Genomic DNA, 21,840 nt, shown 5'->3' with positions numbered 1-21,840 from the left:
GAGTTAAAAAAATGACTGGATTTAAAGAAGATTTTTTATGGGGTGGAGCCGTCGCAGCCCATCAAATTGAAGGTGGGTGGAACGAAGGGAGCAAAGGTGTATCGATTGCTGATGTCATGACTGCTGGCGCGAATGGCGTTGCCCGAGAAATTACAGATGGTGTTATTCCAGGAAAAAATTATCCCAATCACGAAGCCATTGATTTTTACCATCGCTATAAAGAAGATATCGCCTTATTTGCTGAGATGGGTTTTAAAGCTTTCCGTACCTCCATCGCTTGGAGTCGTATTTTCCCGAATGGGGATGACGCGGAACCGAATGAAGCGGGTTTGCAATTTTATGATGATCTATTTGATGAATTATTAAAACACGACATTGAGCCCGTAGTTACTTTGTCGCATTTTGAGATTCCGTATCACTTATATAAAGAATATGGTGGCTTCCGTAACCGAAAGCTGATTGATTTTTTTGTAAAGTACTCGCAAGTTGTGATGGAGCGCTACAAAGATAAAGTAAAGTACTGGATGACTTTTAACGAAATTAATAATCAAGCGGATGGTTATCAAGATTTGCATGCTTTCACAAATTCAGCGATCATTTTTGAAGAAGGGGATAACAAGGCAGAAGTAATCTATCAAGCGTCAATTAATGAATTAATCGCAAGTGCAAAAGTTGTGAAGTTAGGACATGAAATTAATCCTGATTTTGAGATTGGTTGTATGATGGCCTATGTTCCTGTCTATCCTTTTTCGTCGAATCCCGATGATGTAATGGCTTCTGTAAAAGCAATGAATCGCCGATTTTTCTATAATGATGTGCATGCGAAAGGTGAGATTCCTGGATACGTGTTAAAGGAATGGGAACGAGAAGGATTTTATATTGAATATACCCAAGAAGATCTCCAAGCCCTTCGAGAAGGAACCGTTGACTACATTGGCTTTAGTTATTACATGTCCAATACAGTCACTGAAATTAATGAAGTGAATACATATTCGGATCACGCGGTTGATCAATTGAGCTTTACACAAAACCCTTATATTCAAGCCAGTGATTGGGGATGGCCAATTGATCCAGTGGGTCTACGTTATATTTTAAATGTCTTGACTCAACGCTATGATTTACCATTGTTCATTGTCGAAAATGGTTTTGGTGCTTATGATACAGTAGAAGAAGATGGGACGATTCAAGATGATTATCGTATCGATTATTTAAGAGAACATATCCTTGAAATGAAAAAAGCAGTTGAAGAGGATGGCGTGGATTTAATGGGTTATACGCCATGGGGTTGTATTGACATTGTCAGCTTTGGTACCGGCGAAATGGAAAAACGATACGGCTTCATTCATGTCGATAAAGACAACAAAGGCGAAGGCACTCTCGAACGTAGAAAAAAAGCTTCCTTTGATTGGTATAAGAAAGTAATCGAAACCAATGGAGAAGTTCTATAATAGTATCTAAAAGGATTCTCTAAATAAAATAAAATTCAAAACACAGCGAACTTCTACTGAAAGAGTCGCTGTGTTTTATATTGCCTTTAATTTCTATGCTTCAATATCACGATTGGTATAACCAACTAATCCTATAATAGTTAATATAAAACCAATGGAAGTAAGGACTAACATCGTTTTCCATTCAATTGCTTCATGAGGATATTCGGAAATATGATGAAAAGCTGACAAGTTATTTGCCCATTTTGGAAACTCTAAAAGGTTTCCAATGTATAATACAACAAATACATAAGTAACATATAACCATATGGTATGAGTTAATTTAGGAACTATTCCAATGAGTAAAGTGATTAGTCCAATAAAAACAAAGATAGCGGGTAAATATACAAAACTCATTTCAACATAGCTTTGTAAAGAAATGGTTTCTTCTAAAACATTTTTAGAGGTCATATAAATACCACCAGCAATCGCAAATTGCATGAGCAAACTCGTTAAAACTGAAAAAATACAGTAAGTGAGGAAGATTTTACTTCTAGATACAGCTCGTGTATAAAAATGCTCTGTTCGATTGGCATCTTCTTCAGATTTCAGACTAATCATGATAGAAAGTACTGGAAAGACTGAAAATATTGACATAATTGCAAATAAATAAGTGATAAATTGTTCCATCATTCCATCGCCCGCACTACCTGCAAGAAATTGTTGTAAGATATTGATATCTGAAAAATAGGCTTCTAACTCGCCTAAAATCGCGCCAAATGCTGCACACAGTGCAAATAGTAAAATAAACCAACTAATGATTTTTGTTTTTTGTAAATGCCAGATGAAACCAGGCGTTGTTTTTAAAAATGTTGAAGCGTGACTCTTTCCGCTTCGAGAAGGCAAAATACCTGCAAACATATCACGTTTAGTTCGAAGATAAAATGCGAGACTTGTTAAAATGATAACTCCTATACTTAATACAAAAACAGGTAACCAGTAGTTTTCTACAAAGACTTCCGTTCGTGTCGTCCAGCCTAATGGAGAAAAAAGAGATAATGTTTCACTTTGAACATCACCGATCATTCGAATCACATAAGAAAAAATCAATGTACCAAAAGCAAGTTGCTTCGTGCCATGAGCGGTTTCAGATAGTTGAGCAATAACTGCAGTAATACCTGCGAAAAATAGACCCGTCAAAGTAAGAATTGAGCTATATAGTAAGGAACTCTCCCAAGTAAATACGGATTCACCTAAAGTAGCTAACCCAATAGTAAGTAAAAGATTAATGGATAAATTAACTAAAAATAATAAAATAACACCTGCAGTGAGATAGGAAACCTTTCCAACAGGCAAAGATTGAATAATCTCTAAACGTCCAGCTTGCTCATCATCTCGGGTGCTGTTACTCATCAGTAGTATATTCATTGTTGCAAGAGCAATTGAAGTAAACATCAACATCTCATTAGCAAATATTGCACCTAAATTAAAAGATTCAGTCTCATACCCAGAACCCAACATTGCAATCATTGCAGGATTATCCATCGTTATTGCAAAGCCCATAATATCTTCTTTAGACGTATAAATTTCTGGATAGGCTAGAGCGACTACAATAGAAATTCCTACAATACCAATTACCCACAGAAAAATTTTTAGACGATGTTGTTTAAATAACAATTTAATCAATTGACTAGTCCCTTTAAAGTTTTCTCTAATCATACTGTTCATCCTCTTGATCGTCATAGTATCGTATAAACAAATCTTCCAGTCTTGGAGGGGCGCTCGTTAAGTGGGTAATTTTATATTGACTAAGCAATTGTATAACTTCATTAACATTTTCACTGTCCACTTGAAAAGTTGTAGTCGTATTTTCACGTTCAACTTGATGAATACCTTCTATATTTTCAAGTCCTTCTAAATTTTCAGACGAGGTCACCTCAAAATTAGTGCGAGTAAGATGTCTCAATTCCTCTAAAGTTCCTTCTTCAATGATTTTACCTTTTCGAATAATTGACACATGATCGCAAAGCTTTTCTACCTCGGATAAAATATGACTTGATAGCAAGATCGTTTTTCCTTGAGCTTTTAAATCTAATAAATAATTTTGAAATTTCCGTTCCATTAGTGGATCTAAACCAGAAGTTGGTTCGTCGAGTATATAAATATCTGCATCCGAAGCTAAAGCAGATATAATAAGAACTTTTTGTAAATTTCCTTTTGAATAAGTACGGCATTTTTTTGTAGGGTCTAATTCAAAATATTTAATTAGCTCATCTCGACGCTTGTTGTCAATTGTCGAATTTCGCATATTTAAAAATAGATCAATAATTTGTCCGCCTGTTAAATTTGGCCATAAATTGGCATCGCCTGGAACATAAGCTATACGGCTATGAATGGATACTGCCTCTTGCCAAGTATCTTTTCCAAAAATTGTAATATTTCCAGTATCAGCTTTTAGCATACCAAGCAATACTCGAATAGTGGTCGATTTTCCAGCGCCATTTGGTCCAATAAAGCCATGAATTTCTCCTTGTTTAACTTCTAAATTGACATCCTCTAAAGCTTTAAATTGGCCAAAAGATTTGGTTAAATTTTCTATCTGAATAATACTCAATTTTATTCCTCCTCAAATGGTTTATAAAAAATTTCACGTAACGTATCTAAATACTCATCAAATTCTTCCCAAAGAGTATCAAAATTAATAGCCTTTACTTGATTTTGTTTAAATGTTTCCGCTAATTCAGCAAAATAGCCTTCAATGGATAATTCAATAATTCGGGCTGCTTTTTCTGGATTTATATGTTCTTTAAACAAATTTTCTTGAGTTTTTTCTTGTTTACTCATTTTTCCGAGAGAGGTCTGGATTAAGTCCTGAAATTTTTCTTGGTAACTAGTCGGTAAATGTTCAAGTTCTGAATATAAAACAGTTGATAAAAAATAATTAACTTCTGGATATTTTTGAAAATACTGATACTTAATCTTTGAATTATTCTCCATACGTTTTATGATATCCAGCGTTGTATAATCAATGTGACGAATATATTCTTTTTTAATAACCTCTAGAGAATAATCAATCAAATAATGATACAAACCTTCTTTATTTTTAAAGTAATAGAAAAGCGTACCTTTACTGATACCCGCTTCTTTGACAATTTTGTTCGTCGAAGCATCTTTATAACCTTTAACGGCAAATATATTTAATGCAGCTCGCAATATATTTTGACGTTTTTCTTCATCTAATTTTTCAAATTTTTCTATCAATAGTTAAACCTCCGTTCTAAAATGACCATCATGGTCAAATATATTTTATATAAATTGACCAGTGTAGTCAAATGAAATTTGACTCATGAGAAATAACAGAATTGATCTTTTTGTGCATTTATCTAAATTCATAGTACAATAAAGAAAATCATATATTAGAGATGGAGATGAGGAATATGAAACGAATAAGCTCAGAAAAAATTGTCAGTGAATTAAAGCAAATTATTTTTCGTTTTCCCTTAACTGTTGTATTTATTCTATTGCTAACGGCTTGGCAGATTTATACGAAAGAATCTGTAGGAACGTTTGAGCCTACATTCTTGCTTTTAATTATAGGAATTATTTTTTCTGCTACAAGTCAATTATTTTATGAACGATTTTTTAAACAGCGTGTGCAAATGCGCTGGATTCTGTATGGTCTTGTGATTATTTTTGTTTTATTGTATCGTTTTTATTTGTCGTCAAGCCATTCATTAATTGATGATTCATGGAATTTTTATTCGATTCCAGGGATTCGTACAATGATTTTATACTTTGTTGCGGTTATTTTATTTATCTGGGCCCCTACAATAAAATCCAAAATCAAATTTTCAGATAGCTTCCTTGTCACTTTTAAAACCTATTTTATAACAAGTTTTTTCTCAATAATTCTATTTTTAGGTGTCATTTTTACCTTTTCATTATTTGAATTTCTATTTTTCACTATAAAGATGGATTGGTTTTTCTATAGCTCTGTCTTTATCTTTTGTTTATTCGCTCCTATTTTATTTTTAACATTCATTCCAGATTACTTTTCAATAGAACCTGAATCAATAAATGAAGAGCGAACGGTCGAGCAGTCAGTTCATATGCCGAAGTTTTTACATCACTTAATTAGTTATATTTTAATACCTGTGATGGCCATTCTTACAGGGATTATTGTTGTTTATATTTTAATAAACTTAAGAGGAAAATTTTTTACGGAAAATATCCTGGAAGGTCTGTTATTAAGTTATGCTATTAATGGATGGATTTTATTAATTTTAGCCGATTCTATTGAAAATAAAATGGCTCTCTGGTTCAAAAAGATTTTTCCAATCGCTCTAATATTTGTGCTTATTTTTCAAATGATTTCAACTTTCCTGCAAATACGAGAAGTAGGAGTGACGCATGGACGCTATATTATCTTAATGTTTGGTGTGGGCTCGGTGATTAGTGGTGTTTGGTATATTTTTAAAAAGAATCATCTCCAACTTTTGCCGATAGTAGCTATTATAGCTGGATTAATTTCACTGACACCGCCTATCGACGCACTAACTATTTCAGTCAATCAACAACGGGGTCGTATTAACGACGTATTAAATAAATATGATATGTTAATCGATTCAAATCATGTTACGCCGAATCCAGACGTATCGATCAATGATCAAGAAACGATTCAAGAATCGCTGAATTATTTGTCCGAAATTCGTGCACTCAATCAGTTAGAATGGTTACCTGAGAAATATTATTATCGAGAAGACGAATATTTAGGATTTGTGACAGAGCACAATTCTTGGGGACAGGATGGAAATTACCGCGAAGAAATTAATCAAGCGAACGTCTCTTTAGATGAAGAACATCCGAATATTCCGATAAGTGAGTTTGAACAAATCTTTGATTTATCTTTAGGTGATAACTTTGATGATTTTTCAGAAAGCGTGGACTTAAAAGGAGAAGCGCATGTCATTAATGTTCAATTAGATGAGGAATTTATTATTGAGATGGATGCTGATCGTTTAGAAGAACCGCTCGAATTTGATTTTAGTTATGTTTTAGAAGATTTTAAAGGTAGAGGCAGTCTCTCTTTACCTAGAGAAAAGCTTACTTTTACTGAGGAAATCGATGACTATCAAGTACAGATTATTATCCGTTATTTAAATATAAGCGGAAATTATATGCAAATGGATTTTTACTTACTACTGTAAAACGTAAAAATCCTTAACAAAAGTACGTGTATTAGAAGAAATTATCGGAAAGAGTCGAATAAAAGGGTGCACCTGGACATTATCTCAAAAAATGTCCATCAAAGAGGTTGCACCTGGACATTATATTAAAAAATGTCCATCAAAACTGTTTTTATATTTTTATGGAATAAAAATTCCTCTTTTTATCCACAAATAAAATTCGTAGAATAGTCTCTATTAAAAATAGTCTCATAATTTCTGATATCTAAAGAAACAACGCTAAAAATAACAGGCGTTGTTTTTTTTAGGCAAAAGGTAACATATATTTTACTTCAAGTAATATATATGTTACTTTATAAATAAGAGGTGAACTAGTGAAAAATAGAGTAAAAGAATTTCGCTTCCAGCAAGCAATGAAGCAGCATGAGCTTGCTGAAAAAGTGGGAGTCACAAGACAAACAATGAGTTTAATCGAAAAGGGCAAGTATAATCCTTCGCTGAAATTGTGCTTAGCTATTTGTTATGCTTTAGATAAAACGTTGGACGAAGTATTTTGGATAGGAGAGAATGAAGATGAATAATAAAATACAAGATGAGAGAGTTAAACAAAACAAAACGAAAGCTCTAGCAAATGCGGCTATTATTGGAGAAATCCTTCTTCTTGTAAAAATTATTTTCGAAATTTTTACTGACAAAGCAACCTTAGCTACAACAGGATGGGATATCGCTGTATTAATTATTATGAACGTTGTTATGTTGATTAGTCTTTATCGTTCTAAGACAATCGATACTCCTAAAACGTTATTTGGACGTTCATTAACAACGGGCTTTTCAAAAAGAGCTAAGAGAGAACGATTTTATCAGTCATATATTCCTGAAAGCTTAATTGCGGCAGTTGGTTTATCCCTTGGCTCGTATCTTAATAGTGGCTATAATGGGATTCTTCCAACTCTTATTTTATATATTTTTTATTTTGGAATCTATCTAACAGTTACATACTATTGGAATGAAAATGAAATCAAACGATATAACAAAGATTTAGAAGATTAAAAATGAAGCCACTCTATTGACTCTAACCTTGAACAAATTCCTGTTCGATTTAAAAACAATCATTCGAGAATATCCTGTAATTCATCGAGTTGCGCTTTTGTGATCTTACCACCTTTAGTATCGGCTCCTATGTCATTGGTTACCGTTATGTTATTTCCATTAATCCATAAACTAACGGGATGGGTTGATGTACCTTCCTTGTGATGGACAATTTGCAAAACCATATCTGCATAACCTTTTTGAATTTCTATATCCTTTGAAAAATCAATCTCATCAAACCAGTTTTCAAATTCAGCAATCTTTTCTTTATCTTTAATTTCTTGAGTAAATTGATAAGAAGCTTCATTTATTTGGGTTCCAACCAGCAGTACTTTTTCAGGTTTCATAATTTTCGGTAAAATTAAAGTGAGCAATATTAAACCAACAACCGATGAAAAAAGTATTTTCTTTTTAATAAGATCACCGCTTTCTTTTTAATTAGTAGAAGTATACAACAATTTAAAAATAAAATATATAATTTCATGATTTAAATAGGGATACAAGGAAGATTAACTATTTAAGCGAAGTTTCTATTCTATTAAAATAAACCGCTCTCATGGTAGAATAATTATAAGAAATAAATTTTATAAAAAGGTTGATTTTTATGAAGAAGTTCTTTTTTGTCTTTTTATTATTCCTGATGCTTATAGTAGGGTGTACGACTGACAATCAACCAATGGAAGAAGTCCCAGAAACGTTGACAGAAGAACCGATAGGCGAACAAGAAGTAGATGAAAAAGAACCTGAAGAGAATGAAGAAAACGATACAGCTTCCGAAGAACCCCTTCCCGATGAGCTGACAGTCCTCGCAGAAAATTTGAATGCCCCTTGGTCGATTGAAAAAATAGAAAACACCTTTTATATTACAGAAAGACCGGGGGTGATTGTAAAAGTAGAAGATGAAGAAGAAACACGTCAAGAAGTAGAATTATCGAATGACTTAGCAACCGCTGAAGAAGCAGGTTTTATGGGCTTTGTATTAGCACCAGATTTCGAAAAAACGAAGCAAGCTTATGCGTACTACACTTATACAAATGAAAATGGCCAATTTAATAAAATCGTCACACTCACCCTTGAAGGTGATCAGTGGACAGAAGCGTCCGTTTTATTCGATCAAATTCCAAGCGGGCCTTACCACCATGGCGGTCGGATCAAAATCGGACCCGACAATAAACTATATGTAACAATCGGCGATGCGTTAAACGAAAATTTAGCGCAACAAGTAGACTCGCTTGCCGGAAAAATTTTACGCATGAATCTAGACGGCTCAATTCCAGAAGACAACCCTTTTGAAAATTCTTATGTATATAGTTACGGTCACCGAAATGCTCAAGGGTTAGTCTGGCTACCAGACGACACAATGTATGCGAGTGAACACGGCAACCAAGCTAATGACGAAATAAATTTAATCAAAGCAGGCGAAAATTACGGGTGGCCACTCATCGAAGGAACGCAGGAACAAAAAGAACTCATTTCACCAGAATTTACTTCAGGCTCAGACCAAACCTGGGCACCTTCGGGAATGACTCAGTCTGAGAATAAACTATATGTGGCGGGCCTTAGAGGAAATGCCGTATTTGTTTTTGATTTAGCAACGGGAGAGGTGCAAGAAACACTGACAGATTTTGGTCGCATCCGCGATGTGTATATTGAAGAAGACCATTTATACTTTATTACAAACAATACAGACGGGCGTGGAAACCCTGAAGAAGCGGATGACAAATTATATCGCATCAGTCTAGCAGAACTCGAATAAAAATTATATCCGTCCAAGTGAACTTCAAAAATTCGTTCACTTGGACGGATAACCTTTGTATCTGCCCAAGTGAGCGAAAAAACTAGCCTCACTTGTCCCGGTAACCATTCTATCGTTACAAGTGAGCCCGAAAAAGATCTCCACTTGTTAGGATAATCGGTCTATCCTTACGAGTGAGCTAGAAAAACTATCCCACTTGTTAGGATAACCTTTCTATCCTTACAAGTGAGTCCGAAAATGAGGGTCACTTGTCACTATACTTTAGAATATTTGAAAAATCTAAAAATCCTAGTATTGAACATTAGATGCTCAATACTAGGATTTAATTTATAATTGTTTTTCTTAAACTATGCCTAAGAAAGACTGTACGATTAATGAAACGATAACGACTAGGAGAGAAATTAAAAAGCCATGAACCATGGGTGCAATTCCAGACTGTTTCATTTCATTTAAGTCGGTTTTTAGTCCGATAGCTCCCAGTGCCATGATCATTAAAAATTTACTAGCATCTTTAAAGATGACGGAAACAACTCCTGGAATAAAACCTACACTGTTCAACAAAGCCATCGCTAGAAAGCCTAAAATAAACCAAGGGAACACATTTTTTAAACTCCCCATGACATCCGTTGAATGACCTTCTGTTGTTGCGGCTTTTTTCTTTGTTAAATGAACTTGAATAAGCGAAAAGATAATTGCGACCGGAATAATAGATAGCGTCCGAGTAAGTTTTACCATCGTCGCAAAATCTCCGGCAGCTTCACTGAAAGCATAACCTGCGGCGACCACACTTGAGGTATCATTTACTGCGGTTCCTGTCCACAACCCGTAAGCAACATCTGACAATGAAAGCCAGCGACCAAATAAAGGGAATAAAATAATCATTAAAATATCAAAAATAAAAGTAGAAGAAATTGCATAAGAAATTTGATGATCTTCTGCTTCAATGATTGGAGAAACAGCCGCAATCGCAGAACCCCCACAAATTCCTGTCCCTGAAGAAATTAGACTAGAAAGACGCCAATCAAGTCCTAATAATTTTCCTAATAAGTAGCCACCGCCAAAAGCAACAATCAAGGTAAAGACCATCACAATTAATGAAAATTTACCGGCCTCTAGAATGGTCGTAATGTTTAAGCTAGCACCTAGTAAAATAATTGCGAATTTCAAAATACGCTTAGAAGCAAACATCACGCCGCTCTCCATTTGAGAGCTTTCAATCGGTTTAAAATAATTAAAAATCATGCCTAAAAATAATGCAATGACAGAAGCTCCTATGTAGTCAACAGGCAAAATAAATTCTAATCCCTTCGCTACAATAGCAAGAACTAAAGTAAGTAAAACGCCTGGAAGACACTTTTGGTTGTCCTTTTTAAATTGTTCAATCTGATCCATTTGTTAAATCCTTCCTTCCTACAATTTTTCATTATACCGCTTATTTCATAAAATGCGAACTTTTTAGGCGTTTTTATTTAAAAGTTATTCTCAAAGTCTCATATCATGCAATTTATTGTTACAATCAGAACAGAAAATACAGAAAGGTTGAAGCCAATGAAAATTTTAATTATTGAAGATGATTTCATTATCGCCAACGCCTTAAAAAAAGAACTTGAAAAATATGAATATGAGATTACTTTAATGGAAGATTTTGCGGAAATTATGGAAACTTTTCAAAAGATAGAACCGCATTTAGTCTTGCTAGATGTTAATTTGCCGCATCACAATGGGTATTATTGGTGCAGTCAAATTCGTGCCCATTCAAACGTCCCCATTATTTTTATTTCTTCGCTCACCGATAAGATGGACCAAATGATGGCCATTCAAATGGGCGGTGATGATTATCTACCAAAGCCCATTGATTTACAGCTAACTGTAGCAAAAGTCCAAGCCCTTTTGCGTCGAACGTATGATTTTCAAATGGCGCAGAGTCAGGGGTTATCTTTTCATGGGGTACAGTTAGATCGTCAAAAAGCAGCAATCAGTTACCAAGATAAAAAAGTTTCCTTAACGTACACGGAATTACAAATTTTGTCTTGTTTATTCGAACATGGAGAAGCGTATGCAAAGAGAGAAGAGATTCTAGATTATTGCTGGCAAAATGATCAATTTATTGACGACAATACATTAGCAGTCAATATTTCGCGTTTACGAAAAAAACTAAAAGAAATAGGACTGGACAACTTTATTGAGACCAAGAAAAAAGTTGGTTATCGTTTGGCCAAAGAGGCGGTGCAAGATTAAGATGACGAAAGAATTTTTAAAAAAGAATGCGCATACGCTAGGACTTGTGTTTAGCTCGCTAACGATTTTTGCACTTGTTTTTGGGCTGTTTCAAATGGACTGGGCGATTTACTGGGTGAGCGCCGCTCTTATTTTATGTATTTTAGTTTTGGATCTTGTTTATCAAGCCATACAGTTTCAGAAAAAACAAGCGTTAGAAGAAAAGATTAACGAACTAACGGAAACATTGGAAGAGGAGCGGAATACCAATCGGTTGATGCGTCAGGATATTGAAGAATATTTTTTATTATGGGTGCATCAAATTAAAACACCGATCACTGCTAGTTATTTATTATTAGAAGATGACGATTTTAAAAATAAGCCGTTCTTACAACAAGAAATTTTAAAAATTGAAAATTATGTCAGCTTGGCTTTGAATTATTTGAAAGTTCAAAATCCAGCCAATGATATGGATTTTCGCTATGTTACTGTGGATGAAATTATTAGTCCATTATTGAAAAAATACCGAGTTCAGTTTATTTACTCAAAAATTACCCTTCATTATACGAAGGAGTCTCATAAAATTTTAACAGAACCGAACTTAACAAGCTTAATGATTGAGCAGCTTTTAAGTAATGCCTTGAAATATACGAAAAAAGGCGACATCTGGGTCGCGTTTGACGAAAAGACGAAGCAATTAACCATTAAAGATAATGGGATTGGGATTTGTGAAGAGGATTTGCCGAAGATTTTTGATAAAGGGTATGCGGGCATGAATGGCCAGCTGGAAACGAAATCGAGTGGGATTGGTTTGTATTTGGTTCAGCTGATTTCAAAAAGGCTGGAGCAACCGGTGCATGTGGAATCGGAGCTGGGTAAGGGGACGACCTTTACTTTGCAGCTATTTGATGCGTAACTTACAAAGTTGTAAGTTTATTTTGACAATCTGTAAGAATAGATACAGGCAAGCAGTGCGGCGGTTCGGTAAACTAGGTTTGTAAGATTCAAAGGAGGAAATAAAATGTTATTAGATGTAAAACATATAAAAAAAGTTTATCGAACACGAGGAAATGAAACGATTGCGTTGAGAGATGTTGATTTTGGTGTGAAAGAAGGCGAATTTGTCGCCATTATGGGGGAATCTGGTTCGGGAAAAACGACCTTGCTTAATATTACCGCGACATTTGACGAACCCACCGAAGGAAAAATCGAACTCAACGGCCAAGATCTAAGCAAAATTCCAAGTAAGCAAATTGCGCAATTCCGACGCGAAGAACTGGGCTTTGTTTTCCAAGATTTTAACGTTTTGGATACTTTCAATAACAAAGATAATATCCTATTGCCCTTGGTCCTCTCCGACGTTCCAAAACACGAAATGGAAAAGCGATTGGATGAAGTCAGTGCATTTGTAGGCATTGAGTCTTTGTTGAATAAGTATCCTTACGAGATTTCAGGCGGACAAAGACAACGGATCGCGATCGCGCGGGCGCTTATTAATCAACCGAAATTGTTATTAGCGGATGAGCCAACCGGAAACTTAGACTCTGCGACCTCTTCACAAATTTTAGATGTTTTACGAAGTGTCAACGAAGCAGGGAATACGATTATGATGGTCACTCACTCTGTAAAAGCTGCTTCGGAAGCTGCCCGTGTGTTGTTTATTAAAGACGGTAAGATTTTCCATGAAGTGTATCGCGGTAAAGCAGACAGTCAAGCATTTCAAGAACGCATTGCAGAAAGTCTATCGGTATTAAATGACCGAGGTGAAAAATAATGAAAACATCAATTTTAAATAAATTAGCTTTTCGAAGTATTTTTTCACATAAACAATTATACTTTCCCTTTTTATTGGCTGTTTCCTTGTTGTTTTCTTTAGAATATATCTTGTTGTCCCTGATGCAAAATGAATATGTTCTAGAATTTCACCCAGATTTAAAAATATTTGTGGGAATGGGAATCTTTTTCTCCACTTTGTTAATGGTAATTATTTCTTTATATACCAGTAATTTTATTCAAAAAAATCAAACCAAAGAGTTTGGCTTGTATACAGTTTTAGGGTTAGAAAAGAAACATATTCGTTGGATTACCTTCGTCCAAATGCTCTTTAATTGGATTGTCACTTCAATTTTCAGCGTGGTGATTGGTTATTTAACGGGAAACTTAATGTTTGTTGGACTGAACCGATTAATGAAAGATACTGGAGCGGGCTTGATGGATTATCCTTTTCAAATCCAAACGGCTTTGGGTATAGTGGCTCTTTTACTCGGCACTTTTTTAGTCAGCTTTATTTTTCATAGTATTAAGATTAGTCGCTTAAACCCAACGGAACTTTTTGTCAGTGCTCACAAGGGACAACGAGAACCGAAAGGCAATTGGCTGGTGACTGTTTTAGGTCTCGCAACTTTAGGAAGTGGCTATTATATTGCCTTAACGACGAATGATGTCTTAGGCTCTTTAATGAATATTTTTATCGCCATCTTTTTAATTGTGATTGGCACCTATCTTTTATTTCTATCTCTTTCTATCTTTATTTTAAAAGCTTTGCAAAAGAATAAAAGAATCTATTACAAGAAAAACAACTTTTTGTCGATTTCCGGAATGTTGCACCGGATGAACAATAATGCGGTCAGTTTAGCCAGTATCGCAATTTTATGTAGCGGGATTATTTTGGTTTTAGGTTTAACCACAACACTCTATCGCGTGATGGAAACTCAAATCGCAAGTAGCATGCCAACCGATTACACCGTTCAATCTTTTTTATTCGATAAAGAAGAAGATGAAACGTATTTAATAAATTTAGAAAATGAATTAGAAAAACGGGGTCAACTCGAAGACGCATATCTTCATTCAAGCGTAAATACTAATGGTTATTTCGTTGATCGAAAACTTATTCCTTTAACCACTGGGTCCTCAGTCAACGAAACATTAAACACGAGCCAGTCGGTGGTCTTAATTGGAGAAACAGTAGACACTTATAATGAGATGCAGGATGAAACACTCACTCTGTCTGAAAATGAAGTGGCTATTACTTCAAATTTACTAGATCTAGAAGACTTTTCTACCATTGAAATTAATGGAAAAGAGATGCAAACAAAAGTAGTGTCCAATGAGGCCATTCCAGCCGAATATGGAATTGAAGTTCTTTATTTAGCTTTTCCTGACGAAAATCAGTTGGAAGAATTTAGAATCGCTTTTGAAAATTATATGGGACCTAATGGAGATTATGCACCATCTGCTTATCAATATGTTTTGAATTTTAATATCGCAGAAAATGAAGATGAGATTCAAAACTATTTAAATGAGCGGCAAGAAGAGGATCCTATTCGTGTCACTACTATTGAAGAAACAAGTCAAAACTTGTATACCTTATATGGAGGCTTACTCTTTATCGGTGTGATTGTAAGTGTCGTATTAATTGTAGGGATTATCTTAATGCTTTACTTCAAACAAATTACTGAAGGACACCAAGATCGCGAAAATTATCGTATTATGAAACAAGTCGGCTTGGAAAAATCCATGATCGAAAAAACGATTCAGTCACAAATTGTTTGGGTATTCGGACTCCCTTTAGCAGTCGCCGTCCTACACAATTTATTCGTTTCAAAAATCGTCTACACACTCGTTGGTTTATTTGGGGTCAGAGATCTATCAATTTTTGGAACAAGTTACTTTGGTGTACTCGTCATTTTCGCCGCTGTTTACTGGATTTTCTACAAATTAACTTCACGTACGTATTATCGAATTATTAATGAATAAATTGAACTTAGGGGATGCAGCGTAAAAGCTGTATTCCCTTTTTTATGGAATCAGCTAACATACTACGGTACTGGTTAATTTTGTTTAACTGTACTTTTCAGCTTGTCTATTTTTAAGAGGTCTATTGGACAAAAAAGCAGAAAATGTCCGATAGGAAAAATTTAATTTCATCGTTTTCTAAAAATGATTTGGACTACCCTATAAATGACAAAATAAAACTCTGGACATCATAAAATAGAGCTTAAGAATCAGCGAAGATTTTTAAGCTCTATTTTTCGAATTTAAATAGTTTAACTTTCTAAAAGTAAATTAATTAGCTTTTTCAATTCCTGTTATTCCTACAGCACCGGGTCCACCGTGGCTTGAAATGACAGCACCTGCATCTACCCATTCCATTGTCGAAACACCATTATTTTTTAATAAATCAAACAGGCTTTCTTTTTGTTGATTGTCTATATCTGGAGCGCCTCCGACAAGCACCGTTTCGGGATCAATATTATAGTTTTTGAAAAAATCATCTATCATTTTTTTCAAGCAACGCTCAAAGGAGCCTCGGTATTTTTTCCCAGAGACCAGATACCCATTCTCTAATACAATCGTCGGATGGAGCCTTAATAAATTTGCGCCATGAAAAGCTAAGTTTGAAACACGACCACCTGCTCGTAAATAAAGTAATGTTTTTGGTAAAAAGACCATACGAGTACGTTCGCGAACTTCTTCAACAAAAGCAATAATCTCTTCTGGAGTTATGTCAGGGTGGTTTTCAATAAATTGAGCGGTTGCTTTTACGATTGCTGTTAAGCCCATACTCACATGCTTGGCATCCACCAAATGAATATTTTCAAACTCTTCCGCTGCAATATTCGCTGCATTAAAGGATACGGTGGTGACTGCTGAATAAGCGACATGAATAATATGTGCATCCGGATGCTCATTAAAAATTTGTTGGAAAACTTTTGTGTTATCTTGTGGGGTTGTTCCTGAAGTTTTAGGTAAGACTTCATGTTCTTCATAATAATTAAAAACTTTTTCAACATCAAACTTACCATCATCGTAAGTTTGATCGCCCATCGTTACATGCATCGGAATAACATAGATATTGTAGCGATCAATGATTTCTTTAGGTAAGTCAGAGCCGCTCTCTGTCGTAATGATAAATTTTGTCATAATAACCTCCATAGGTGTTGGAAGAAAACGTATATTTTAATTAATAATAACATATATGTGTAATAACAAGAAGAATTATTCTTACAGTAGAATGAAGTACATATTAAAAGTTGGTTAATAAATGTCCGAAATAAGAGAAATTTATTTTTTCACTCTCTCTAAGTTGTAATTATCCCTCTGTTTTGATAAATTAATGAAGACGAAAATGATTAATTCATTGTATGGAGTGTTCATATGATTTAATTGAAACCACTAATGATAAAAGGATGAGTAGAATGAATAGAGAAGAGTATTATGATCAAATTTATAAAGCCATTAAAAGAGAAGAACGCGAAGAATTTCGTGATTTATTTTTAAAGTTACATGAACGCGATCAAGTTGAAGTGTTTCATTTGCTCTATCCCGAGAAGAAAGTTAAAATCACTGAATTTTTAATGCCGGTTGAATTTGCAGAGTTATTTGATGATATGGATTTTGATGATCAATTAGCCGCTTTTTATTATTTGCCCAGTACGTATTTACAAAATGTTTTTTCTTTCATTGCGGATGATAATGTGGTGCAATTTATTAGTCAGTTGGACGAAGAAAAGCGCCAGCAAGCTTTGGATATCATGAAACCAGAAGACCTCCAAGCTATTGAATCTTTATTGAAGCAAAAACTGGGTACGGCTGGAGCGTTGATGACCACCGAATTAATTCGTGTTACGACAGAAGATACGGCGGATGATGTGATTGCGGATATGCGGTTGATTGGTGCACAAGCCGAGACTATTTATTATATTTACGTGGTCAACCCGAGTAATCAATTGACTGGTGTTCTTTCATTGCGAGATTTGCTTCTTTCACCGGGGGACACGAAAGTAAAAGAGATTATGAATACGCAGACTATATACGTTTCACAAGAAATGGATCAAGAAGACGTCGCTCGAATTATTCAAGAATATGATTTATTGGCCGTTCCTGTTGTAAATGACGATAATATTTTACTTGGAATTGTGACGGTTGATGATGTTTTGGATGTTATTCATGATGAAATGACCGAAGATTTCCATCGTTTTGGGGGGATTTCTTCTATAGATGAAGAGGAAGGTCCAGAAGGCGAAACAATTTTACAAATGACGCGCAAACGTCTTCCATGGATAATTATTTTAATTTTCTTAGGTCTTATTTCGGCGAACTTAATCAGTGCTTTTGAAGATACTTTGGCACAGGTTGTCGCTTTAGCTGCTTTTATGCCGATAATTTTGGACTCGGCAGGAAATGTCGGGACACAATCGTTAGCAGTGTCTGTTCGACGCCTGACTTTAAACGAAGAGAATGAAGAAAGCTTTTGGAAGATGCTAGGGAAAGAATTCGGTTCAGGGGTTTTAATTGGCCTAGCTTCTGCTATAACTATCGGAGTTTTATCTTACTTTCTCTATGGGAGTGTCACACTTTCAATCATTATTGGTTCCGCATTACTTATGACACTAAGCTTATCCACTGTGATAGGCTCTGTTGTCCCCACACTCTTTGATAAAGTAGGGATCGATCCAGCGGTTGCTTCTGGTCCTTTTATCACAACAATTAATGATACCTTTGCTTTAGTTGTTTACTTTAGTCTAGCTACTTACTTTATCCATCACTTATAAATCTAAAATTAAAGAAAAGCTTCCAAAATAAATATTTTTGGAAGTTTTTTTAGTGGCGATATTATATAACCTTTCTAATAACATTTTTAAGCCAAAAAGTGTATACTAATCATAGTTGATCCTTTATTTATTAATTTATGGGAGGTGGCTAATCAATGAGAACGATTTTTGATGAAAGATTAGCTGAAATACATCGAGATTTATTACAATTAGGGATTGTGGTAAATGAAGCCATCAATAAAGCGATTCAAGCCTTTGTAACAAAGGATGTCAATTTAGCTGAAGAAATCATTGAAAATGATTTAAAAATTAACGATAAAGAAAATGAAATCGATAAAAAATGTACAGAAACGATTGCTCTTCAACAGCCACTAGCTACGGACTTACGACGAATCATTGCTGTAATACGTGCTTCTTCAGACCTTGAAAGAATGGGCGATCATGCTCAAAACATTGCTGAAGTGACTATTAATCTTAAAAATGAAAAGCACGTTCCAGAATTAGAACCCATTATTCAATCCATGGGGAATAAGATTATGAAAATGTCTACAGATATTATCGATGCCTTTGTTGATTTTAATGTAGAGGCCGCTAGAGAAATTGCCTTACGGGATGAAGAAGTCGATAAACACTACAATCTTCTTCGTTTAACGGCGATTGATATTATGAAAGAAAATCCTGATACAGCTTTTTCCGTTTCTGACTATTCGTTTATAGGAAGAGATTTAGAGCCTATAGGGGATTATGTAACGAATATTGGTGAAGGGATTATTTATTTGTCAAGTGGAGAAATTGTAGATTTAGGAAAACTGAATTAAAAATTAAATTTTACAGGATATAGAGAAACTCCTGAACACATCTTTCAGTGGTTACTCTTTGAGTCAAAAAAATTATTTGCATTAGGTTATAGTGCCTGCTTCCACGCGGCTTTGCAGGCAGTAAAAGATGAAGAAAATGTAGAGAACCCATCGATTGTTCGTCATACTGTGAGCTATTTGCATGACCCAGAGAACAATTTAGATATTAAATTACAGGTGGATATCAAAGTGGGGATTGAAGGACTTAATGACGATGAAGCTATGAAATTGGTTGAAAAAGCGAATGAAATTTGTCCTTATTCAAGAGCAATACAAAATGGCCATATTGATGTGTCTTTAAATATTATCCCTTACAAAGAATAAATTTTAAGTTATAAGCCCTGTAGTTGTTGGACTGCAGGGCTATTTGTTTGGCTATATTCAGAAAATAAAATAGAATAAAAAATATTCCTGTTGGTCCAATATTATCGATGTTCTACAATCCCCATATTCTAACTTATTCTATATGTTAAGATATTGTAAATTGTTTTGAATGTTTTAGGTAACGATAATGTCGACCATCTTTGAAGTGGCTATTAATATTTGTTTACAAATATTTCTATAATGTATTTTATTTTACACAAAAAGGCTCCTAAAGTTAATCTAAGAGCCTTTTTATTATGTTAGAATGATTTGGAATGTTAGGATATTAATTGAATATCCTAAAAGCATAGATAACTTTCCCAATAACTTCAAGATCTTCAAATTCTTTTTTGGAATATGTGAGGGTTTCGAAACCGTCTAAGTATGAAAAAGGTTCTAGATGTACCGTTGAATCGGTCATCCTTAGATATTCTAATTTGTATTCGTTGTCGATTTTAACGATGATAATATCTCCTGTATTATGTATAGGATGTTCAAGCATATTATAATTTAAAACGACGATACTATCTCCACTATTTATCATACGATTCATCGAGTCTGTACGAACTTTTATGACAAAATATTTGTCGGGATCTTCAGTTAATATATGATTGGGAACTTGAACTGTTGGTAGTTCTTTTGTGTCCTCGTCATAACCATTGGTATAAAGATACCCTGCACTAATGGATTCAATAAAGTTAATTTCGACTGTGTTTTGCATTTCATTGAGGACGTAGCTTGAAGGATAGTTGTCTAATCCCAAAATAAAATCGGTGGATACTTGAAAATAAGTCGCTAATTTTTTTAGCTCTTTTCCTGGAGGCAAGCTAGCATTTGATTCCCATTTAGAAACGGTTGTGTATGTTTTATAACCTAAATCATGAGATAATTCTTGTTGGCTTAAATTTTTTAGTACTCGAAGTTGTCTAATACGCTCACCGGAAGTTGTCATTTACTATATCCTTTCTAAACTATAATTTTCACATATTGTCATTTTAATGTTTTTTAAGACATTAAGCAACTTTTTTCGTTAAAAATGAATATATTAATGAAAAAAAATCATAAAATTATTGAACGTGAATATTTTTCGTGTATAATATAAATATACAAATACCTATTCGAGATAGAGAAGGTGGTTTTGATGAAAAAAATCTCAGAATTACGTGCCCAGCATGGAAATTTAACACAACGGGAATTAGCCGATAGTCTCAACGTTACTCAAGCATCAATCAGTAGATGGGAACAAAATCAATTATCTATTGGCGGAGAAAACTTGATTAAACTAGCGAAGTTTTTTAAAGTGACTACAGATGAGCTCTTAGGAATCGAAGATGAGGATTCAAAAAGTTAGTTTCAACTGAATAAATGAGAAAATAATAGCCTATTCCATTCTTCATATGTGTCTATATGAAACGAGGGGAGTAGGCTTTATTCTATTCTCAGAGCCCTTCTAAAGTTTTCATATCCATAATTAATCTATAAATAAAAATCCAGTTAAAGCAATTGAGATTTTCTTTCACTAATCCTAAATAAAAGAGTATAATAGAAGGATAAGAAAAGGAAAATGGTGATATTTATGGAGAATATTACGTTCTTTCACATGAATGAGAAAGATTTCTCAAATAAAATTTATAAAGAGTTATATACGAAAAGAATTGATTTGTTTGATTTGAGAGAAACTTATATCATGTGTCATTTAGATGTTTTAGAAGAAATTAGTAAGCGCTTACCTGTTCATCGAAAAGATTGTCTTTATTATTTAGGAAATGGAAATTATCATTACTTAACGCTAGTCCTCCTCAAACGGATGAGCGAACCTTTCACTTTAGTCACGTTTGATCATCATAATGACGCAGGTGATTTTCCCTTTCCGGATACGATTAGTTGTGGTTCTTGGATACAAACGGCCATCGAAACACTTCCTTTGATGAAACGAGTGATTGTAATTGGAGCAGACCGAGAGAATGGGAAAAAAACAGAAAAACAGACATTTAATAAATTGTTTTTCGCAAATCCTATCGATCATTCGACTAAAAGTATTCAAAAAATTTCTTCTTTCATTCAAACAAAGAATATTTATATAAGCATTGATCGAGATTATTTGTCAGAGGAAGTGGTTCAAACAAATTGGGATCAAGGAAACAATCAACTTTCTGATTTGCTTTTTGCTGTCGAATTACTCGCTCAAAATCACAAACTCGTTGGAGCCGATGTATGTGGGGATATCGTTTGGGATTATCAGACATTAAACCAGTTTACGATGCAAGCTACCTTGCAGCAATCTATAGAAGTGAATCGAAAAATCTTTGAAACTTTAAGCAGCCTCCTCTAAAATAAATAGGAGCTCGTCATTTATAATTATTCTTTTGCTTCTTTTTCCTGTAAAATGAA

General features: G+C 34.4%; 21 protein-coding genes. 14 read left to right on the top strand and 7 right to left on the bottom strand.

Features of this window, described 5'->3' with window-relative positions; genetic code table 11:
• Window positions 1-11 precede the first annotated feature (11 nt).
• Window positions 12-1,448, top strand: coding sequence for a 6-phospho-beta-glucosidase (locus tag BUB96_RS00950; RefSeq protein ID WP_073294833.1), 1,437 nt, complete (start codon window positions 12-14; stop codon window positions 1,446-1,448).
• A gap of 93 nt (window positions 1,449-1,541) precedes the next feature.
• On the opposite strand, the gene BUB96_RS00945 is transcribed toward BUB96_RS00950, so the two are convergent.
• Genes BUB96_RS00945 through BUB96_RS00935 form a run of 3 tightly spaced genes read right to left on the bottom strand, consistent with a single transcriptional unit; the run spans window position 1,542 to window position 4,688 of the window.
• On the bottom strand, window positions 1,542-3,146 hold the full coding sequence (locus BUB96_RS00945; RefSeq protein WP_073294829.1) for an ABC transporter permease: 1,605 nt from the start codon (window positions 3,144-3,146) through the stop codon (window positions 1,542-1,544).
• Window positions 3,139-4,041 (bottom strand): ABC transporter ATP-binding protein, encoded by a 903-nt coding sequence (locus tag BUB96_RS00940; protein WP_073294825.1) that lies wholly within the window; start codon window positions 4,039-4,041, stop codon window positions 3,139-3,141. Before BUB96_RS00940 ends, BUB96_RS00945 begins: the two co-directional genes overlap by 8 nt.
• 2 nt (window positions 4,042-4,043) lie before the next feature.
• Entirely contained in the window at window positions 4,044-4,688 is a 645-nt protein-coding gene (locus tag BUB96_RS00935; protein ID WP_073294821.1) for a TetR/AcrR family transcriptional regulator, read from the bottom strand.
• Between the two features lie 176 nt (window positions 4,689-4,864).
• Between BUB96_RS00935 and BUB96_RS00930 the strand changes: the two genes are divergently transcribed.
• From BUB96_RS00930 to BUB96_RS00920, 3 genes are all read left to right on the top strand, one after another.
• A complete protein-coding gene (locus BUB96_RS00930; RefSeq protein WP_073294816.1) occupies window positions 4,865-6,634 on the top strand; it encodes a DUF4153 domain-containing protein in 1,770 nt (589 codons plus the stop codon).
• Between the two features lie 353 nt (window positions 6,635-6,987).
• Window positions 6,988-7,194 (top strand): helix-turn-helix transcriptional regulator, encoded by a 207-nt coding sequence (locus BUB96_RS00925; protein WP_073294813.1) that lies wholly within the window; start codon window positions 6,988-6,990, stop codon window positions 7,192-7,194.
• Window positions 7,187-7,663, top strand: coding sequence for a DUF6773 family protein (locus BUB96_RS00920; RefSeq protein WP_073294810.1), 477 nt, complete (start codon window positions 7,187-7,189; stop codon window positions 7,661-7,663). The genes BUB96_RS00925 and BUB96_RS00920 overlap by 8 nt, the downstream gene beginning before the upstream one ends.
• A 59-nt stretch (window positions 7,664-7,722) precedes the next feature.
• Here the strand turns inward: BUB96_RS00920 and BUB96_RS00915 are convergent, their stop codons facing one another.
• Window positions 7,723-8,076 carry a hypothetical protein gene (locus BUB96_RS00915; RefSeq protein WP_073294805.1) on the bottom strand — a complete coding sequence of 118 codons (354 nt, stop codon included), beginning with the start codon at window positions 8,074-8,076 and terminating at the stop codon, window positions 7,723-7,725.
• Between the two features lie 230 nt (window positions 8,077-8,306).
• On the opposite strand from BUB96_RS00915, the gene BUB96_RS00910 reads away from it, so the two are divergent.
• Window positions 8,307-9,458 carry a PQQ-dependent sugar dehydrogenase gene (locus BUB96_RS00910; protein ID WP_073294801.1) on the top strand — a complete coding sequence of 384 codons (1,152 nt, stop codon included), beginning with the start codon at window positions 8,307-8,309 and terminating at the stop codon, window positions 9,456-9,458.
• Window positions 9,459-9,800: 342 nt separating this feature from the next.
• On the opposite strand, the gene BUB96_RS00905 is transcribed toward BUB96_RS00910, so the two are convergent.
• Window positions 9,801-10,850 carry a YeiH family protein gene (locus tag BUB96_RS00905; protein WP_073294798.1) on the bottom strand — a complete coding sequence of 350 codons (1,050 nt, stop codon included), beginning with the start codon at window positions 10,848-10,850 and terminating at the stop codon, window positions 9,801-9,803.
• Between the two features lie 156 nt (window positions 10,851-11,006).
• On the opposite strand from BUB96_RS00905, the gene BUB96_RS00900 reads away from it, so the two are divergent.
• The 4 genes from BUB96_RS00900 (at window position 11,007) to BUB96_RS00885 (ending at window position 15,431) form a co-directional block, all read left to right on the top strand.
• Complete coding sequence (locus BUB96_RS00900; protein ID WP_073294794.1) at window positions 11,007-11,696, top strand: response regulator transcription factor; 690 nt, start codon at window positions 11,007-11,009, stop codon at window positions 11,694-11,696.
• 1 nt (window position 11,697) lies between these two features.
• On the top strand, window positions 11,698-12,591 hold the full coding sequence (locus BUB96_RS00895) for a sensor histidine kinase (protein WP_073294791.1): 894 nt from the start codon (window positions 11,698-11,700) through the stop codon (window positions 12,589-12,591).
• A 105-nt stretch (window positions 12,592-12,696) separates the two neighbouring features.
• Window positions 12,697-13,449 carry an ABC transporter ATP-binding protein gene (locus tag BUB96_RS00890; RefSeq protein ID WP_073294787.1) on the top strand — a complete coding sequence of 251 codons (753 nt, stop codon included), beginning with the start codon at window positions 12,697-12,699 and terminating at the stop codon, window positions 13,447-13,449.
• Complete coding sequence (locus tag BUB96_RS00885) at window positions 13,449-15,431, top strand: FtsX-like permease family protein (RefSeq protein WP_073294784.1); 1,983 nt, start codon at window positions 13,449-13,451, stop codon at window positions 15,429-15,431. The genes BUB96_RS00890 and BUB96_RS00885 overlap by 1 nt, the downstream gene beginning before the upstream one ends.
• Window positions 15,432-15,740: 309 nt before the next feature.
• Here the strand turns inward: BUB96_RS00885 and BUB96_RS00880 are convergent, their stop codons facing one another.
• Window positions 15,741-16,598: a DegV family protein gene (locus tag BUB96_RS00880; RefSeq protein ID WP_073294781.1), complete on the bottom strand. Its 858-nt coding sequence runs from the start codon at window positions 16,596-16,598 to the stop codon at window positions 15,741-15,743.
• Between the two features lie 275 nt (window positions 16,599-16,873).
• Between BUB96_RS00880 and mgtE the strand changes: the two genes are divergently transcribed.
• From mgtE to BUB96_RS00865, 3 genes are all read left to right on the top strand, one after another.
• Window positions 16,874-18,229 (top strand): magnesium transporter, encoded by a 1,356-nt coding sequence (gene mgtE, locus BUB96_RS00875; protein ID WP_234945765.1) that lies wholly within the window; start codon window positions 16,874-16,876, stop codon window positions 18,227-18,229.
• A gap of 155 nt (window positions 18,230-18,384) precedes the next feature.
• Window positions 18,385-19,047 carry a phosphate signaling complex protein PhoU gene (gene phoU / locus BUB96_RS00870; protein ID WP_073294777.1) on the top strand — a complete coding sequence of 221 codons (663 nt, stop codon included), beginning with the start codon at window positions 18,385-18,387 and terminating at the stop codon, window positions 19,045-19,047.
• A gap of 39 nt (window positions 19,048-19,086) precedes the next feature.
• Window positions 19,087-19,410 (top strand): OsmC family protein, encoded by a 324-nt coding sequence (locus BUB96_RS00865; RefSeq protein WP_084136598.1) that lies wholly within the window; start codon window positions 19,087-19,089, stop codon window positions 19,408-19,410.
• Between the two features lie 325 nt (window positions 19,411-19,735).
• Here the strand turns inward: BUB96_RS00865 and BUB96_RS00860 are convergent, their stop codons facing one another.
• Entirely contained in the window at window positions 19,736-20,401 is a 666-nt protein-coding gene (locus tag BUB96_RS00860) for a LexA family protein (RefSeq protein ID WP_073294772.1), read from the bottom strand.
• 189 nt (window positions 20,402-20,590) lie between these two features.
• Between BUB96_RS00860 and BUB96_RS00855 the strand changes: the two genes are divergently transcribed.
• Together BUB96_RS00855 and BUB96_RS00850 are read left to right on the top strand one after the other, a co-directional pair.
• Window positions 20,591-20,800: a helix-turn-helix domain-containing protein gene (locus BUB96_RS00855; RefSeq protein ID WP_073294769.1), complete on the top strand. Its 210-nt coding sequence runs from the start codon at window positions 20,591-20,593 to the stop codon at window positions 20,798-20,800.
• 225 nt (window positions 20,801-21,025) lie between these two features.
• Complete coding sequence (locus tag BUB96_RS00850) at window positions 21,026-21,781, top strand: arginase family protein (protein WP_073294766.1); 756 nt, start codon at window positions 21,026-21,028, stop codon at window positions 21,779-21,781.
• Window positions 21,782-21,840: the final 59 nt, after the last annotated feature.

It is taken from the genome of Atopostipes suicloacalis DSM 15692 (assembly GCF_900129085.1).
GTDB lineage: Bacteria > Bacillota > Bacilli > Lactobacillales > Carnobacteriaceae_A > Atopostipes > Atopostipes suicloacalis.
This window is presented reverse-complemented; position numbering and strand designations above follow the sequence as displayed.

Excerpts from the sequence above, each read along its gene's own strand:
- BUB96_RS00950 (WP_073294833.1), top strand. The coding sequence starts at position 12 with ATGACTGGATTTAAAGAAGATTTTTTATGGGGTGGAGCCGTCGCAGCC.
- BUB96_RS00945 (WP_073294829.1), bottom strand. The coding sequence starts at position 3,146 with ATGATTAGAGAAAACTTTAAAGGGACTAGTCAATTGATTAAATTGTTA.
- BUB96_RS00930 (WP_073294816.1), top strand. The coding sequence starts at position 4,865 with ATGAAACGAATAAGCTCAGAAAAAATTGTCAGTGAATTAAAGCAAATT.
- BUB96_RS00920 (WP_073294810.1), top strand. The coding sequence starts at position 7,187 with ATGAATAATAAAATACAAGATGAGAGAGTTAAACAAAACAAAACGAAA.
- BUB96_RS00910 (WP_073294801.1), top strand. The coding sequence starts at position 8,307 with ATGAAGAAGTTCTTTTTTGTCTTTTTATTATTCCTGATGCTTATAGTA.
- BUB96_RS00905 (WP_073294798.1), bottom strand. The coding sequence starts at position 10,850 with ATGGATCAGATTGAACAATTTAAAAAGGACAACCAAAAGTGTCTTCCA.
- BUB96_RS00900 (WP_073294794.1), top strand. The coding sequence starts at position 11,007 with ATGAAAATTTTAATTATTGAAGATGATTTCATTATCGCCAACGCCTTA.
- BUB96_RS00895 (WP_073294791.1), top strand. The coding sequence starts at position 11,698 with ATGACGAAAGAATTTTTAAAAAAGAATGCGCATACGCTAGGACTTGTG.
- BUB96_RS00890 (WP_073294787.1), top strand. The coding sequence starts at position 12,697 with ATGTTATTAGATGTAAAACATATAAAAAAAGTTTATCGAACACGAGGA.
- BUB96_RS00885 (WP_073294784.1), top strand. The coding sequence starts at position 13,449 with ATGAAAACATCAATTTTAAATAAATTAGCTTTTCGAAGTATTTTTTCA.
- BUB96_RS00880 (WP_073294781.1), bottom strand. The coding sequence starts at position 16,598 with ATGACAAAATTTATCATTACGACAGAGAGCGGCTCTGACTTACCTAAA.
- mgtE (WP_234945765.1), top strand. The coding sequence starts at position 16,874 with ATGAATAGAGAAGAGTATTATGATCAAATTTATAAAGCCATTAAAAGA.
- phoU (WP_073294777.1), top strand. The coding sequence starts at position 18,385 with ATGAGAACGATTTTTGATGAAAGATTAGCTGAAATACATCGAGATTTA.
- BUB96_RS00860 (WP_073294772.1), bottom strand. The coding sequence starts at position 20,401 with ATGACAACTTCCGGTGAGCGTATTAGACAACTTCGAGTACTAAAAAAT.
- BUB96_RS00855 (WP_073294769.1), top strand. The coding sequence starts at position 20,591 with ATGAAAAAAATCTCAGAATTACGTGCCCAGCATGGAAATTTAACACAA.
- BUB96_RS00850 (WP_073294766.1), top strand. The coding sequence starts at position 21,026 with ATGGAGAATATTACGTTCTTTCACATGAATGAGAAAGATTTCTCAAAT.